This window comes from Streptomyces sp. NBC_00576 (genome assembly GCF_036345175.1).
Classification (GTDB): Bacteria; Actinomycetota; Actinomycetes; order Streptomycetales; family Streptomycetaceae; genus Streptomyces.
This window is the reverse complement of record NZ_CP107780.1, coordinates 7,966,272-7,981,638: the sequence shown is the minus strand read 5'-3', so window position 1 is coordinate 7,981,638 and position 15,367 is coordinate 7,966,272. Positions and strand designations below refer to the sequence as shown.

The 15,367-nt window shown below is 69.3% G+C and carries 14 protein-coding genes; 9 read left to right on the top strand and 5 right to left on the bottom strand.

Going from position 1 to position 15,367, the window contains the following annotated elements; all coding sequences use genetic code 11:
* The first annotated feature begins 232 nt into the window (after positions 1-232).
* A complete protein-coding gene (gene aceE / locus OG734_RS34690; RefSeq protein WP_330291374.1) occupies positions 233-2,965 on the top strand; it encodes a pyruvate dehydrogenase (acetyl-transferring), homodimeric type in 2,733 nt (910 codons plus the stop codon).
* Between the two features lie 129 nt (positions 2,966-3,094).
* Positions 3,095-3,850, top strand: a complete 756-nt coding sequence (locus tag OG734_RS34685; protein WP_330291373.1) for a potassium channel family protein — start codon at positions 3,095-3,097, stop codon at positions 3,848-3,850.
* 35 nt (positions 3,851-3,885) lie between these two features.
* Here the strand turns inward: OG734_RS34685 and OG734_RS34680 are convergent, their stop codons facing one another.
* Positions 3,886-4,200, bottom strand: coding sequence for a small hydrophobic protein (locus OG734_RS34680; protein ID WP_330291372.1), 315 nt, complete (start codon positions 4,198-4,200; stop codon positions 3,886-3,888).
* 314 nt (positions 4,201-4,514) lie between these two features.
* Positions 4,515-6,110, bottom strand: a complete 1,596-nt coding sequence (locus OG734_RS34675; RefSeq protein WP_330291371.1) for an MFS transporter — start codon at positions 6,108-6,110, stop codon at positions 4,515-4,517.
* A gap of 100 nt (positions 6,111-6,210) precedes the next feature.
* On the opposite strand from OG734_RS34675, the gene OG734_RS34670 reads away from it, so the two are divergent.
* The 3 genes from OG734_RS34670 (at position 6,211) to OG734_RS34660 (ending at position 9,149) form a co-directional block, all read left to right on the top strand.
* Positions 6,211-6,879 carry a TetR family transcriptional regulator gene (locus tag OG734_RS34670; protein WP_330291370.1) on the top strand — a complete coding sequence of 223 codons (669 nt, stop codon included), beginning with the start codon at positions 6,211-6,213 and terminating at the stop codon, positions 6,877-6,879.
* Positions 6,880-6,991: 112 nt separating this feature from the next.
* Positions 6,992-8,236: an alpha/beta hydrolase gene (locus OG734_RS34665; RefSeq protein WP_330291369.1), complete on the top strand. Its 1,245-nt coding sequence runs from the start codon at positions 6,992-6,994 to the stop codon at positions 8,234-8,236.
* Between the two features lie 67 nt (positions 8,237-8,303).
* On the top strand, positions 8,304-9,149 hold the full coding sequence (locus tag OG734_RS34660; protein ID WP_330291368.1) for a DUF4429 domain-containing protein: 846 nt from the start codon (positions 8,304-8,306) through the stop codon (positions 9,147-9,149).
* Positions 9,150-9,313: 164 nt separating this feature from the next.
* On the opposite strand, the gene OG734_RS34655 is transcribed toward OG734_RS34660, so the two are convergent.
* Together OG734_RS34655 and OG734_RS34650 are read right to left on the bottom strand one after the other, a co-directional pair.
* Entirely contained in the window at positions 9,314-10,336 is a 1,023-nt protein-coding gene (locus tag OG734_RS34655; protein WP_330291367.1) for an aldo/keto reductase, read from the bottom strand.
* Positions 10,333-10,863: a MerR family transcriptional regulator gene (locus OG734_RS34650; protein WP_330291366.1), complete on the bottom strand. Its 531-nt coding sequence runs from the start codon at positions 10,861-10,863 to the stop codon at positions 10,333-10,335. The genes OG734_RS34655 and OG734_RS34650 overlap by 4 nt, the downstream gene beginning before the upstream one ends.
* Positions 10,864-10,958: 95 nt before the next feature.
* On the opposite strand from OG734_RS34650, the gene OG734_RS34645 reads away from it, so the two are divergent.
* Together OG734_RS34645 and OG734_RS34640 are read left to right on the top strand one after the other, a co-directional pair.
* Positions 10,959-11,429 carry a GNAT family N-acetyltransferase gene (locus OG734_RS34645; protein WP_330291365.1) on the top strand — a complete coding sequence of 157 codons (471 nt, stop codon included), beginning with the start codon at positions 10,959-10,961 and terminating at the stop codon, positions 11,427-11,429.
* A gap of 19 nt (positions 11,430-11,448) precedes the next feature.
* Positions 11,449-12,270, top strand: a complete 822-nt coding sequence (locus tag OG734_RS34640) for a serine hydrolase domain-containing protein (protein ID WP_330291364.1) — start codon at positions 11,449-11,451, stop codon at positions 12,268-12,270.
* A gap of 118 nt (positions 12,271-12,388) precedes the next feature.
* Here the strand turns inward: OG734_RS34640 and OG734_RS34635 are convergent, their stop codons facing one another.
* Positions 12,389-13,042, bottom strand: a complete 654-nt coding sequence (locus OG734_RS34635; RefSeq protein ID WP_330291363.1) for a pirin family protein — start codon at positions 13,040-13,042, stop codon at positions 12,389-12,391.
* A 60-nt stretch (positions 13,043-13,102) separates the two neighbouring features.
* Between OG734_RS34635 and OG734_RS34630 the strand changes: the two genes are divergently transcribed.
* Together OG734_RS34630 and OG734_RS34625 are read left to right on the top strand one after the other, a co-directional pair.
* Positions 13,103-14,308, top strand: coding sequence for a PucR family transcriptional regulator (locus tag OG734_RS34630; protein WP_330291362.1), 1,206 nt, complete (start codon positions 13,103-13,105; stop codon positions 14,306-14,308).
* A gap of 89 nt (positions 14,309-14,397) precedes the next feature.
* Positions 14,398-15,354: an ACP S-malonyltransferase gene (locus OG734_RS34625; RefSeq protein WP_330291361.1), complete on the top strand. Its 957-nt coding sequence runs from the start codon at positions 14,398-14,400 to the stop codon at positions 15,352-15,354.
* Positions 15,355-15,367 lie beyond the last annotated feature (13 nt).

The following is a 15,367-nucleotide window of genomic DNA, read 5'->3' as shown; positions in this document are numbered from 1 at the left end:
ACCTCTCACACATACGTGCTAGATCCGAATCGCTTTACGGAACACGTCACGGACTGGGCGTATCGTTGCGATTTGGCTGCGGACACCCAGCCCGGCGATCTTCACCGGGGCTACTTCTGAGTAGAGGTGACGTACCCGGTCTCGGGGTACACGATGGGGCCAGTGCATTCGCAGCCCCAGGGCAGGCCCACAGCGTGCCCCGGATCAAGCCCTCCGAGAGCGAAGGAACAGCGTGGCTTCCGGTTCAGATCGCAACCCGATCATCATTGGCGGCCTTCCTAGTCAGGTTCCTGACTTCGATCCCGAAGAAACCCAGGAGTGGCTCGACTCTCTCGACGCCGCTGTTGACGAGCGCGGCCGGGAGCGGGCCCGCTATCTGATGCTGCGGCTGATCGAGCGGGCCCGCGAGAAGCGCGTGGCCGTGCCCGAGATGCGGAGCACGGACTACGTCAACACGATCGCGACGAAGGACGAGCCCTTCTTCCCCGGCAACGAGGAGATCGAGCGCCGCATCCTCAACGCGACCCGGTGGAACGCGGCCGTGATGGTCTCGCGCGCCCAGCGGCCCGGGATCGGCGTCGGCGGCCACATCGCGACCTTCGCCTCCTCCGCCTCCCTCTACGACGTGGGCTTCAACCACTTCTTCCGGGGCAAGGACGAGGGCGACGGCGGCGACCAGATCTTCTTCCAGGGCCACGCCTCCCCTGGTATCTACGCCCGCGCGTTCCTTCTCGACCGGCTCAGCGAGCAGCAGCTGGACGCGTTCCGCCAGGAGAAGTCGAAGGCGCCGTACGGGCTGTCCTCGTACCCGCACCCGCGGTTGATGCCGGACTTCTGGGAGTTCCCGACCGTCTCGATGGGCCTCGGCCCGCTCGGCGCGATCTTCCAGGCGCGGATGAACCGCTACATGGAGGCGCGCGGGATCGCGGACACCTCCAAGTCACACGTGTGGGCGTTCCTCGGTGACGGCGAGATGGACGAGCCGGAGTCGCTCGGCCAGCTGTCGATCGCCGCGCGCGAGGGCCTCGACAACCTGACCTTCGTCGTCAACTGCAACCTCCAGCGGCTCGACGGCCCGGTGCGCGGCAACGGCAAGATCATCCAGGAGCTGGAGTCGCAGTTCCGGGGCGCCGGCTGGAACGTCGTCAAGCTGGTGTGGGACCGCAGCTGGGACCCGCTGCTCGCGCAGGACCGGGACGGCGTGCTCGTCAACAAGATGAACACGACCCCCGACGGTCAGTTCCAGACGTACGCCACCGAGACGGGCGCGTACATCCGCGACCACTTCTTCGGGGACGACACCCGGCTGCGCGCGATGGTTGAGGGCATGACCGACGACCAGGTCCTGCACCTGGGCCGTGGCGGCCACGACCACAAGAAGATCTTCGCGGCGTTCGCGGCGGCCAAGGAGCACAAGGGCCAGCCGACCGTCATCCTCGCCAAGACGGTCAAGGGCTGGACGCTCGGACCCAACTTCGAGGGCCGCAACGCCACGCACCAGATGAAGAAGCTGACGGCGGCCGACCTCAAGGGCTTCCGCGACCGGCTCCATCTGCCGATCTCCGACAAGGAGCTGGAGGGCGGCGCGCCGCCGTACTTCCACCCGGGCCGGAACTCGGAAGAGATCCAGTACATGCACGACCGCCGCAAGTCGCTCGGCGGTTACGTCCCGACCCGCGTCGTCCGCGCCAAGCCGCTGGCACTGCCGGAGGAGAAGACGTACGCGAGTGTGAAGAAGGGTTCGGGTCAGCAGTCGATCGCCACGACCATGGCGTTCGTCCGGCTGCTCAAGGACCTCATGCGGGACAAGGAGATCGGCAAGCGGTTCGTGCTGATCGCGCCGGACGAGTACCGCACGTTCGGCATGGACTCGTTCTTCCCGAGCGCGAAGATCTACAACCCGCTCGGCCAGCAGTACGAGTCGGTCGACCGGGAGCTGCTCCTCGCGTACAAGGAGTCGCCGACCGGCCAGATGCTGCACGACGGCATCTCGGAGGCCGGCTGCACCGCCTCGCTGATCGCCGCGGGCTCGGCCTACGCGACGCACGGCGAGCCGCTGATCCCGGTGTACGTCTTCTACTCGATGTTCGGTTTCCAGCGCACCGGCGACCAGTTCTGGCAGATGGCCGACCAGTTGGCGCGCGGTTTCGTGCTGGGCGCGACCGCCGGGCGTACGACTCTGACCGGTGAGGGTCTGCAGCACGCCGACGGCCACTCGCAGCTGCTCGCCTCGACGAACCCGGGCTGTGTGGCGTACGACCCGGCCTACTCGTACGAGATCGCGTACATCGTGCAGGACGGTCTGCGCCGGATGTACGGTCCGGACAGTGAGGACGTCTTCTACTACCTCACCGTCTACAACGAGCCCATCCGGCACCCGGCCGAGCCCGAGAACGTCGATGTCGACGGCATCCTCAAGGGCATCCACCGTGTGGGCGAAGGGACTTCGGGCACCATCCCCGCCCAGGTCATCGCGTCCGGTGTCGCGGTGCCGTGGGCGCTGGAGGCGCAGCGGATCCTCGCCGAGGACTGGAACGTGAAGGCGGACGTCTGGTCGGCGACCTCCTGGAACGAGCTGCGGCGCGAGGCGGTCGCGGTGGAGCAGCACAACCTGCTGCACCCGGAGGAAGAGCAGCGCGTCCCCTATGTGACGCGGAAGCTGAGCTCGGCCGAGGGTCCGTTCGTGGCCGTGTCCGACTGGATGCGTTCGGTTCCGGACCAGATCTCGCGTTGGGTGCCGGGGACGTACCAGTCGCTGGGCGCGGACGGCTTCGGCTTCGCGGACACGCGGGGCGCGGCCCGGCGCCACTTCCACATCGACGCGCAGTCGATCGCGGTGGCGGTGCTGACCGAGCTGGCCAAGGAGGGCAAGGTGGACCGCTCGCTGCTGAAGCAGGCGATCGACCGGTACCAGCTGCTCGACGTGGCCGCGGCGGACCCGGGCGCCGCGGGCGGCGACGCGTAGCGCTCCGCGGGAAGTGCGGTAGCTCGTCTGCGGGGTCGTTGTGGCTGGTCGCGCAGTTCCCCGCACCCCTGTAGAGCAGCCCCTTCGGGGCGCTCTACAGGGCACCTCCCGGCCCTTACGATGCGAAGCATGAAGAAAGCATCGGCACAGGCCCGTTGGGAGCGGCACACCCAGCGGCCCCTGATGGCGCTCGCGGTCGTGTTCACCGTCGCCTACGCGGTGCCGATCGTGGACAACCCCGCGAGCCGGTCCGTGTCGGTCGCGTGCACGATCGCGGAGTGGACGGTGTGGGGCGCGTTCGCGGTCGACTATCTCGCCCGGGTGGCTCTCGCCGACCGACGCCGGGAGTACGTACGACGGCACTGGCTCGACCTGTTCGCCGTACTGCTGCCGCTGCTCCAGCCGCTCAGGCTGCTGCGCGTCGTCTCCACGCTGCTGCTGGTGGGCCGACGCGCCCAGATGGCGTCCCAGGTACGCCTGACGACGTACGTCGGCGGGGCCGTGGTGGGGCTGCTGATGTTCGGTTCGCTGGCCGTGCTGTCGGTGGAACGCGCGTCACCGGAAGGGAACATCCGAACGCTGGATGACGCGCTGTGGTGGTCGTTCACCACGATGACGACAGTGGGGTACGGGGACCACGCGCCGACGACCGGAGTGGGCCGGATGCTCGCGGTCGGGCTGATGCTGTCCGGGATCGCGCTGCTCGGTCTCGTCACCGCGAACATCGCCGCCTGGTTCATCTCCCGGTTCGAGATGGACGACGTGGAGGAACGGCGCCAGACGGCGGCGATCGCGACACTCACGGACGAGGTACGGGCACTGCGCGCGGAGGTGGCCGCGCTGACCGGCACGAGGGAGCGGGTGGGCGAGGAGCAGCCCCATTAGGGGTCCCTCGTCAGGGTCAATCGTCAGGCGGACCGTCAGAAGAAGCCGGTCGTCGGGCCCGTGGCGCCCGCCAGCCAGATGATGGCCAGAAGCGTGTCGATCGCGCCGAGGACCACGGCCACCAGGGGCGGTATCGGGTGCGGGCCCTTCCAGCTGCGGCCCATCGCCAGCCAGCCGCAGACGATGGCCACGGGGCCCAGGATGATGCCGAGGACGAAGAAGCCGGCTACGGCGCAGATGAGCCCGATGATTCCCAGAGTCGCGCTGTCCGGGGCGGAGCGCTGCCAGGTCCTGCTGCTGCGTGTGCCGGGGTGCCTGCGGGTGGGGTGCTGTCGTCCGAAGGCCGCCATGTTCATCAACTCCCTGGAACTTGTCGGTAGTTCGGGGTCGATGGGGCGGGTACCCGCGTCGCGGGTTTCTAGCCTTCCGCTTGGCCTGCCCGCTCTTCGGCGGGCCCGCCGGCGCGCTGTCCCCCTCCGGCAGCGCGCCGCGGCCCGGCTGTCCTACCAGGCAGTACCGACCAGGTCGTACGGACCATGTCGTGCGGAGGACTTGACTAACTGTGACCTGTCCCGTGTCCCGAAGGGGAGGAATCTTTAGGGGAGTCACTCGGATAGGGGAACTTCCCCGCACGGGCCATAGATTTATGCGCGAAATATGCGCCTCAGATGTGCGCCGCCCCCGCGCCCGCCTCCGCGTTCTCGCCGCGCTTCGTCAGCAGCGCGACCACGACCGCGACCGCGGCCACGCCGGCCGCGACCAGACAGGCCAGGCTCATACCGGAGATGAACGTGTCGTGGGCGACCTTCGTGATCTGGGCGACGACCGTCTCCGGCGTGCCGGGCGCCACCGGCGGCACGCCGACCTGGACCGCTTCCGAGGCCTGGGCCTGCTGCTCAGGGGTGAGCTGCGGGAGGCCCGCCGCCGTCCAGTTGCCCGCGAGGTCGTTGTCGACCTTGGAGGCCATGACCGCGCCCAGGACCGCCGTACCGAGGCTGCCGCCGATCTGCATCGCCGCCTGCTGGAGACCGCCGGCGACACCGGAGAGTTCCATCGGGGCGTTGCCGACGATGACCTCCGTCGCGCCGACCATGACCGGGGCGAGGCCGAGGCCGAGCATGGCGAACCAGAGCGACATGATGCCGCTGCCGGTGTCGGTCTCCAGCGTGGACATGCCGAACATGGCGATCGCGACGCACGCCATACCGCCCGCGAGCGGGATGCGCGGGCCCGTCTTGCTGATCATCGCGCCGGCCAGGGGCGAGCCGACGATCATCATCCCGGTGAGCGGGAGCAGATGCAGACCCGCGTCGATCGGACTCATACCGTGCACGTTCTGCAGATAGAAGGTGACGAAGAAGAGGCCGCCCATGAAGGCGATGGCCATCAGGACCATCAGCACCACGCCCGCCGACAGCGGGACCGAACGGAACAGGTTGAGCGGGATCAGCGGCTCCTTGACCTTCTGCTCCCAGACGGCGAAGAGCCCGAAGCCCACCACCGACACCACCAGGAACAGCCACGTCTTGCCGTCGCCCCAGCCCCACGCCGGAGCCTTGATGAGCGCCCACACCAGGCAGAACATCGCGCCGGAGAGCAGGGCGATACCGAGGAGGTCGAAGGAGCGCGGGGCGTTCTCCGCGCGGTGGTCGACCAGGATCACCAGGCCGATGACGAGGGCCAGGACACCCACCGGCACGTTGATGAAGAACACCGACTGCCAGCTGACGTGCTCGACGAGCAGTCCGCCGAGGATCGGGCCGCCCGCGGTGGACGCGCCGATGACCATGCCCCAGATGCCGATGGCCATGTTCAGCTTCTCGGCGGGGAACGTGGCCCGCAGCAGACCGAGCGCGGCCGGCATCAGCAGCGCACCGAACAGCCCCTGGAACACCCGGAAGGTGACGACCAGGGCGATACTGCTGGACAGGCCGATGGCCGCCGACGAGGCGGCGAAGCCGACGATGCCGACGAGGAAGGTCTGCCGGTGCCCGAACCGGTCACCGAGCTTGCCCGCGGTGATCAGTGTGACCGCGAGCGCGAGGAAGTAGCCGTTGGTGATCCACTGGACCTGCGCGAAACTCGCGCCCAGGTCCTTCTGGATGGCCGGGTTGGCGATGGCCACGATGGTGCCGTCCAGGGCCACCATCATGACCCCGACGGCCACGGATATCAGGGTCAGCCACGGATGGCCGCGCAGCCCCTTGGCAGGCGTGGGGTCCGCCGGGGCGGCCATGTCGATGGTGGTCTGGCTAGTCATGCGTTCGAGGCTAATGACAGCCACTGACAATTGACAAACCGATTCACAAGTCGGTAACTGACACGTCACTCACCGAGTAGAACAAAGAGGCCTGATCGTCATGAGCGCTGCCGAAACCGAGGTGGGTCCGGGGTCCGGCCCCGGCCTGCGCGAGCGCAAGAAGCAGCGCACCCGGGACGCGCTCGTGCGCGCCGCCCTCACCCTGTTCACCAGCAAGGGGTACGAGCACACGACCGTCGACGAGATCGCCGAGGCCGTCGAGGTCTCGCAGCGCACCTTCTTCCGCTACTTCGCCGGCAAGGAGGACGCCGCCTTCGCCGTATCCCGCATCGCGGAGGCGCACTTCATCCAGGCCGTGCGCGAACGCCCGTCGCACGAGGCCCCGTTGGAGGCGCTGCGCCAGGCCGTGCTGGAGGGCTGGCACACCATCAACGAGGCCGTGGAGTCCGTCGTACCGGCGGAGTTGCAGATGCGCATGTACTACGTGATCGAGTCGACGCCGGTGCTGCTCGCCGCGCACATGCGCCGCTCCGCCGAGACGGAGGAGGCGGTGGCGCGGCTGATCGCCGAGCGCGAGGGCGTCGACGTGGACGGCGATCTGCGGCCGCGGGTCGTGGTGGCCCTGTTCAGCGGGCTGATGCGGCTGACGGAACGGCGGTGGGGCGCGGGCTCGGACATGAGCCTGACGGCGATGCGCGAGCTCACCAGCACCTATCTCGACGCGATGGGGCCGGCGCTGTCGGGGAACTGGCGCGCGGAGGGGTCGTAACGCCCCGTACGGGCGTGCGTACGGAGTGGCGTACCCAGCGCCGGTTATCGAAACGTGATCCCCGTCACTCGGTTAACGCGAGACCCTCTCGTTCTCCTAGTGTGTCCTTTCAGTGACTTCCTTCGACACCTCTCCGCAACTGAACGTCTGGCGCGCACTGCTCGCGCTGGCCGTGGTCTTCGTGATGCTCGCGACGACCGGCTGGACCGCGGTCCGCAGCCATCGCACACCCTCGCCGCTCCAGGCGTCGCTCTCCGCGTGGGAGCACGGACGGATAGGCGGCTACGCGCTGCCCGATCCGGACGAGGCGCCCGGCCGGCTGGGCCGGTTCTTCGCCTCGCTCACCGACCGCCAGCGCGACCGGCTCGTGCGTCGCTACCCGTTGGCGGTCGGCAACATGAACGGCGCGCCCGTCGACTTGCGTTTTCGCGCCAACCGCATCGCGCTGCACACGGCACGCGAGACCGAGCGGGTGCGCGTGCACGACGACCGGCTGTCGCCCGTCGGACAGCACGAGGCGGGGCGCCGCATGGAGCGCTTCGACGCGCTGCTGGAGAACGGCCGCCAGATCCTCGCCTTCGACCCCGAGGGCTCGGGCCGTGTCGCCGAGGTCTTCGGCGACCTCGACAAGGCGCAGCGCGTCTCGGTCGTGGTCCCGGGCGTGGACACCGACGTCCTCACCTTCCAGCGCACCAACCGCAAGTACTCGGCGCCCGTCGGCATGGCCTCGGCGCTGTACCGCGCGGAGTGGGAGACGAGCCCCACGACCCGTACGGCCGTGATCGCCTGGGCCGACTACACCGCGCCCAACGGGCTCGGCATGGACGCGGCGACGGCGATGCGCGCGAACTCCGGGGCGCTGCGACTGAACGCGCTGGTGCGCGGGCTGCCCGGCCGGGCGCCGGTCGCGTTGTACTGCCACAGCTACGGCTCGGTGGTGTGCGGGGTCGCCGCACACGCGCTGCCGCGCCGGGTGACCGACATCGCGGTGGCCGGCAGCCCCGGTATGCGGGCCGAGAACTCCGCTCAGCTGCACACCTCCGCCCAGGTGTGGGCGATGCGGGACGCCGACGACTGGATCCAGGACGTGCCGTACCTGGAGGTCGGCGGCCTCGGACACGGCGCCGATCCGGTGTCGTCGGCCTTCGGCGCACGCGTGCTGTCCGCGCGGGGCGCGAAGGGACACGGCGGCTATTTCGAGCCGGGTACGGAGAGTCTGGACAACTTCGCCGAGATCGGCGTCGGTGCGTACGACGCCGTGCAGTGCGCTCAGCGGGATCAGAAGGATCAGCAGGACCGCAAGGATGACGTGTGTCTGAAGGGTTTGTCCGACGGGGCTATGGCCGGACGCGCGTAGAGGACGCAGAATTCACGGTGTGCCCGGGGAGGGGACTATGAAGCTCGCGCCGCATACGATGAGCCGCATGGGTGACGTACTGGCCGGATTTCATGCCGCCTGGGAGTTCGATTCCGACTCCGTGCTCATCCGCTTCGAACGGGGCATCCGCACGCCCAAGCTCTTCCAGGCGCTCGGCGAACGCCGTATCCCCCTGGAGGCGATCGCGGGTGTGACGCTGACCCCGGGCAAGCGCGGAACGGTGGTCCTGCGCGCCGAACCCCGGCCCGGCGCCGACCCGTTGATGGAGGCGGCCGACGGCCAGCTGAAGGAGAACTGCGATCCGTACCGGCTGGTGCTGCCGGCCGAGCGGGAGACGCTCGCCGAGTACTACGCGGACGAGCTGCGCGCCCAGCTGACCCAGCGGGGGCCTGCTGAAAGGTTCCTGGTGGATGCGCCCGAGGTGCCGCGGGCGTTCAAGGCGTACGACGCGAAGGCGTCCTTCGACGGACGGGCCGTGTCCTTCCGGTGGTTCTGGACGGGCGCGTCGTCGGCGAAGTGGAAGGCGGGCGACCAGACGTTTCCGGTCGCCGACCTGAGTGGGGTGGAGTGGCGGTCGCCCGAGGTGTTCGAGGGGCATCTGCGGTTGGTGCGGCGTACCGATTCTTCTGTAACGCCGGTCGACCAGGACCCCGCCTCGGTGGTGTTCGGGCTGGGGTACGGGCCTGTGCACGAGTCGTTGCCGTTCGCGGCGGCGGTGTTGGCGGCGGTTCGCTCCGCGGGTGGGGCGGCGGCGGTTCAGCTGAACTCCGGTCGGCGTGATCCTGCGGATGTTGCTGAACGGATTCGGCATCTTGGGGAGTTGCACTCGGCCGGGTTGGTCACCGATGAGGAGTTTTCGGTGAAGAAGGCTGAGTTGTTGGCGGAGCTTTAGCTTTGGCTTGAGCTTTAGCGCCTACGGGGGGGGTGGGTTCTGTGCGTTTGCGGGTGCGGGCTGTGTGTGGCTTGTCGCGCAGTTCCCCGCGCCCCTAAAGGCACACCAGCCCCACCCTGTTACGAAGGAACCGTCCTCCCCGTACGGGAACCCGGAACCGCTGGTTACTCCCTGCCCGCTGATGCGAAGCGCATGTCCGCGTAGCGCGGGCCTGCCACCTTGGCCGCTATCGGGGTCAGCAGCGCCAAGTCCTCGTCGGTCAGGGTGATGGTTGTCGCCGCCGCGTTCTCCTCGATCCTGGACCGTTTACGTGTGCCCGGGATCGGGACGACCGGGAGGTCGTGGACGGTGGCCTGCTGCTGGACCCAGGCCAGGGCGATCTGGCCGAGGGAGGCGCCGTGGGCTTCCGCGACCGTCCTGATGGGGGCCAGCAGGGCCGCGTTCGTCGTGGCGTTCTCGCCCGTGAAGCGGGGCTGGGTGCGGCGGAAGTCGCCCTCGGTCAGGTCCTGGTCGGCGTTGGTGAATGAGCCCGTCAGGAAGCCTCGGCCGAGCGGGGAGTACGGGACCAGGGTGACGCCCAGTTCGCGGGCCGCCGGGACCACGGCCGCCTCGATGTCCCGGCTGAACAGGGACCACTCCGACTGGACGGCGGCGATCGGATGCACGGCCTGGGCCGCCCGCAGCTCCGGGCCCGTGACCTCGCTCAGGCCCAGCTGCTTGACCTTGCCCTCGCGGACCAGGTCGGCCATCACACCGACCGTGTCCTCGATGGGGACGTTCACATCGCGCCGGTGCATGTAGTAGAGGTCGATGACGTCGAGGTCGAGGCGCTTGAGGCTGGCCTCGACCGCCTGGCGTATGTAGGGCGCGTCGTTGCGGATGATCCGCCGGGTCGGCTCGTCCGGCGGGATCGCCAGGGCGAACTTCGTCGCGACGACGACCTCGTCGCGGTGGGCCTTGAAGAACGGGGACAGGAAGCGTTCGTTCTCGCCCTCGCCGTAGGCGTCCGCCGTGTCGTAGAGGGTCACGCCGAGTTCGAGTGCGCGTTCCAGCGTGGCGCGGGCCTCGTCGGCGTCCGTGGGGCCGTACGCGAAGCTCATGCCCATGCAGCCGAGGCCCTGTACGCCGACCTCGGGGCCGTCGGTGCCCAGCCGGGTCGTGCTGAGCCTGCGGTCGTCGTTCGTCATCGAACCCTCTCCATCTCACGGACATCGCGGGCAAGGCCCGCGTCAAGGTCCGCTTCCGCGTAGAAACTGATCTTCCGGTCCAGTACCGCGAGCGTGTCCTGGAGTTCGGCGATCCGGTCCAGGACCGCCCGGCGCGTCGATTCGAGCAGCTCGAACCGCTCGCCGTACGTGTGGTCGCCCTCGCGCACGAGTTCGGCGTACCGCACCATGTCCGCGACCGGCATACCGGTCAGCCGGAGCTTGCCGACGAGGTCGAGCCAGTCGAGGTCGCGGTTGCTGTAGCGGCGCTGGCCGGTGTGCGAACGGTCGATGTGCGGCATCAGCCCGATGCGCTCGTACCAGCGCAGGGTGTGCGCGGTCAGTCCGGTGAAGACGACGACCTCGCTGATCGTGTAGCGGTCCTGTCCGTCCGGGCGCCGGTCGGGCTGCCGCGGGCCCGCACAGCTGTCGGCCGTGGCGGGGACTGCGGGGGCAGTGGGGGCAGTGGGGGTGTCCGTGGTGGGGTTTGGGGTCTCCAGCACCGTCATGGCCCCCACGCTAAAACCTTGGAGTGCACTCCAAGCAAGCGGATCCCGCGATATTGCGGAGACTTGGCCGGTCCGGGCTCATTACCGTACGGATCATGACTCTCGTACGCCGTGCCACACCCGAGGATGCCGGAGAACTGCTCCGGCTGCGCCAGGTGATGATCGACTCGATGTCCGGGGCGAACACCGACACCGGCTGGCAGTCAGCGTCCCTGGCGACGGTATCCGCGAGGCTCGCGGATCCGGCTGGGGGCTTCGCCGCGTTTGTCGTCGACCATCCCGAGCGGCCGGGAGCACTCGCCGCCCTGGTCGTGGGGACCGTCGAGTACCGGATCGGGCGCGCGGGCAATCCGCACGGGCGGATCGGGTACGTCTTCAGCGTCGCCACCGACCCGGACGCGCGCCGCCGAGGATACGCGCGGGCCTGCATGGAGGCGTTGGTGGACTGGTTCCGGGAACAGGGCGTCGGCCAGATCGACCTCACCGCGTCCGCCGACGCGGTGCCGCTGTACGCGTCGCTGGGCTTCGTCCGGCAACCGGACCCCTTGATGCGGCTGCGGTTCTGAGGCTCCTAAGCTCGACCTCATGTCGTTGAAGAGCCTCACGCTGATCGAGAACTGGCCCGTGCCCACCGCCGCCGCGGCCGTCGTACGGGCGGACGGTGCCGTTCTCGGCAGCCATGGCCCCCTCGACCACCGGTTCCCGCTCGCCTCGGTCACCAAGCCGCTCGCCGCGTACGCCGCCCTCGTCGCGTACGAGGAGGGCGCCATCGAACTCGACGAGCCGGCCGGGCCGCCCGGATCGACGGTCCGCCATCTCCTCGCGCACACCTCGGGGCTCGCCTTCGACGAGCACCGGGTGACGGCTCCGCCCGGGGAGCGGCGGTTGTACTCCAACGCCGGGTTCGAGGTGTTGGGGGATCACGTGGCGAAGGCGACGGAGATTCCGTTCGCGGAGTATGTGCGGCAGGCGGTGCTGGAGCCGCTCGGGATGACCTCGACGGGGGTGGAGGGGTCGCCCGCGAAGGACGGTGTCTCGACTGTCGGGGATCTGGTGCGGTTCGCCGCCGAGGTGCAGGCTCCTCGGCTACTGGATCCGCGGACGGTCGCGGAGGCGATGACGGTCCAGTACCCGGGGACGAAGGGTGTCCTTCCCGGGTACGGGCACCAGAACCCCAATGACTGGGGGCTCGGATTCGAGATCCGGGGCGTGAAGTCGCCGCACTGGACGGGGAGTTCGTCGTCGGCCCGCACATTCGGGCATTTCGGGCAGGCGGGTACGTTTCTTTGGATCGATCCGGGGGTGGGGGTGGCGTGTGTCGCGCTCACCGATCGGGCGTTCGGGGCGTGGGCGGTGGAGGTTTGGCCGGGGTTCACGGATGCGGTGGTGGCGGAGGTGCGGGGCTGAGGTTCGGGGTTCTTCGCCCCCGCCGCCCCTACCCGTCCCATCCCTTCCTGGGGGCTGCGCCCCCAGAACCCCCTTCGGCCCTGAACGGGCCTTGTCCTCAGACGCCGGACGGGCTGGATCAGGGCTGCATCTCCCACAGCAGCAGCTCCGTCGCCGTTACCCCGGTCGCCTCCATGCCCGTCGCTCCGGTGATCCGTGCCGCGTCCCCCGGGCCGAGCTTCTCGGGGCCCAGGCGCACCTCGCCCCGTACGACGTGGACGTACACGTACGTCGCGTCCGGCACCGCCGTGCGCTCGCCCGCCGACAAGCGCCGTACGTGCAGCATCGCGCCCGCCTCGGGGACCGCGTACGGCGTGGAGTCCGCGATGCCGTGGACGGTCTCGTAGGACGGGGTGCCGCCGAGGGTCAGAGGGGCCAGCCACATCTGGATGAAGGTCAGAGGGGTGGGCCCCTCGTTGCGTTCCACGTGGCGTACGCCCCCCGCCGCGCTCAGGCGCTGCACGTCTCCCGGGCGCACCACCGTCTCGTGGCCCGTCGAGTCGCGGTGGGTGAGCGCCCCCTCTGTCACCCACGTCACGATCTCGGTGTGGCTGTGCGGGTGTTCGTCGAAGCCGGCGCCGGGCGCGAGACGTTCCTCGTTGCAGGCGATCAGCGCGCCGAAGCGCAGGTTGTCCGGGTCGTAGTGGGGGCCGAAGGAGAAGGCGTGCCACGATTCGATACCGGCCGCCGGGTCGCCCCCTGGATAGCGCTCGTGCGCACGCCGTACATCCATCACAGGCCCACCGTAGACCCGACGCCGCACGCTCCCGTCCCGATAAGGCAGTCTTGTTCCGTGCCCGAACCCGAATCCCACCACCCCGCGCCCACCGCACGTCCCGAACACCCGCACCCGGGGACCTTGAAGCGGCTGGAGAAGTCGTCCGGGAGTCTCGCCGCGCAGGCGATCACGCGCATGGACGAGACGCTGTCGTGGTACCGGGCGATGCCCCCGGAGAACCGTTCCTGGATCGGGCTGGTCGCCCAGGCCGGCATCGCCGCCTTCACCGAGTGGTTCCGGCATCCCGATGCTCCGCAGGCCATCTCCACGGACGTCTTCGGTACCGCTCCCCGCGAGCTGACCAGGGCGATCACCCTGCGCCAGACCGTCGAGATGGTCCGTACGACCATCGAGGTCATGGAGAGCGCCATCGACGAGGTGGCCGCTCCCGGTGACGAGTCCATGCTGCGTGAGGCGCTGCTCGTCTACGCCCGCGAGATCGCTTTCGCCACCGCACAGGTGTACGCCCAGGCCGCCGAGGCACGGGGTGCCTGGGACGCCCGGCTGGAGTCGCTCGTCGTCAACGCCGTGCTCAGCGGCGAGGCCGACGAGGGTGCCGTGTCGCGGGCCGCCGCGCTTGGCTGGAACTCGCCCGACCATGTGTGCGTACTGCTGGGCACCGCACCCGACGGTGACAGTGAATTGACCGTCGAGGCGATCCGCCGGGCCGCCCGGCACGCCAAGTTGCAGGTACTGACCGGTGTCCTGGGCGATCGGCTCGTCGTCATCGCGGGCGGCAACGACAATCCGATCGCCGTTGCCAAGTCGCTGATCGGGCCTTATGCCGCCGGGCCGGTGGTCGCGGGGCCCATCGTGCCCGATCTGCTCGCCGCCACCCGGTCCGCGCAGGCCGCCGCCGCAGGGCTCAAGGCCTGTTTGGCCTGGCAGGACGCACCGCGTCCGGTACTCGCCGATGATCTCCTGCCGGAACGCGCGATCGCCGGTGACCCGGGGGCGCGCGACCAGTTGGTGGAGGAGATCTACAGACCGCTGGAGGAGGCCGGGTCCGCACTTCTGGAAACCCTCGCCGTCTATCTCGAACAGGCGAGCAGTCTGGAGGGCGCGGCGCGCATGCTCTTCGTTCACCCGAACACCGTGCGCTACCGGCTCCGACGTGTGACTGACGTCACCGGATGGTCACCTTCAGATGTACGATCCGCATTCACACTTCGGATCGCGCTGATCCTGGGGCGCCTGGCCGATGGGGATCACCAGCCCTAGGGTCTTGTCGAGGTCCTACAAAACCCCCTGCTGTTCTTCGTCCCTGTCCCCACGGGCGGCCGTGCCCGTACCCAAGAGAGAGTGTGAGAGTGCTCGTACTCGTCGCTCCCGGCCAAGGCGCCCAGACGCCCGGCTTCCTGACTCCATGGCTCGAACTGCCCGGTGCCGCCGAGCGCGTCGCCGCGTGGTCCGACGCCATCGGGCTCGACCTCGTCCACTACGGCACCGAGGCCGACGCCGACGCGATCCGCGACACCGCTGTCGCCCAGCCGCTGCTGGTCGCGGCCGGGATACTGTCCGCCTCGGCACTGGGTGCCATGGACGGTGACCTCACGCTCGGCGCCGTCGCCGGTCACAGTGTCGGTGAGATCACCGCCGCCGCCCTCGCGGGCGTCCTCGACGACACGGCCGCCCTGACCCTCGTACGCAAGCGCGGTCTGGCCATGGCCGAGGCCGCCGCCGTCACGAAGACCGGGATGGCGGCGCTCCTCGGTGGTGACCCCGAGGTGACCGTGGCCCATCTGGAGAAGCTGGGCCTGACGCCGGCGAACGTGAACGGCGCCGGGCAGATCGTCGCCGCGGGTACGGTCGAGCAGATCGACGCCCTCGTCGAGGACAAGCCCGAAGGGGTGCGCAAGGTCGTCAAGTTGCAGGTGGCCGGTGCTTTCCACACGCACCACATGGCTCCGGCTGTCGATGTGCTCGCCGCTGCCGCCGCTTCGCTGACGCCGGGCGACCCGAAGATCACGTACGTCTCCAACAAGGACGGACAGACGGTCGCGGACGGGCCGGAAGTGCTCGCGCGACTGGTCGGGCAGGTCGCCAACCCGGTGCGCTGGGACCTGTGCATGGAGACGTTCAAGACGCTGGGCGTGACCGCGTTCATCGAGGTGTGCCCGGGCGGCACCCTCACCGGTCTCGCCAAGCGCGCACTGCCCGGCGTGAAGACGCTGGCCCTGAAGACCCCCGCCGACCTCGACGCCGCTCGTGAGCTCATCGCCGAGTCACTGGCCTCGACCTCCGCCGCCGACGCGGCAGGCGCCTGAAAGGAGCCCCGAG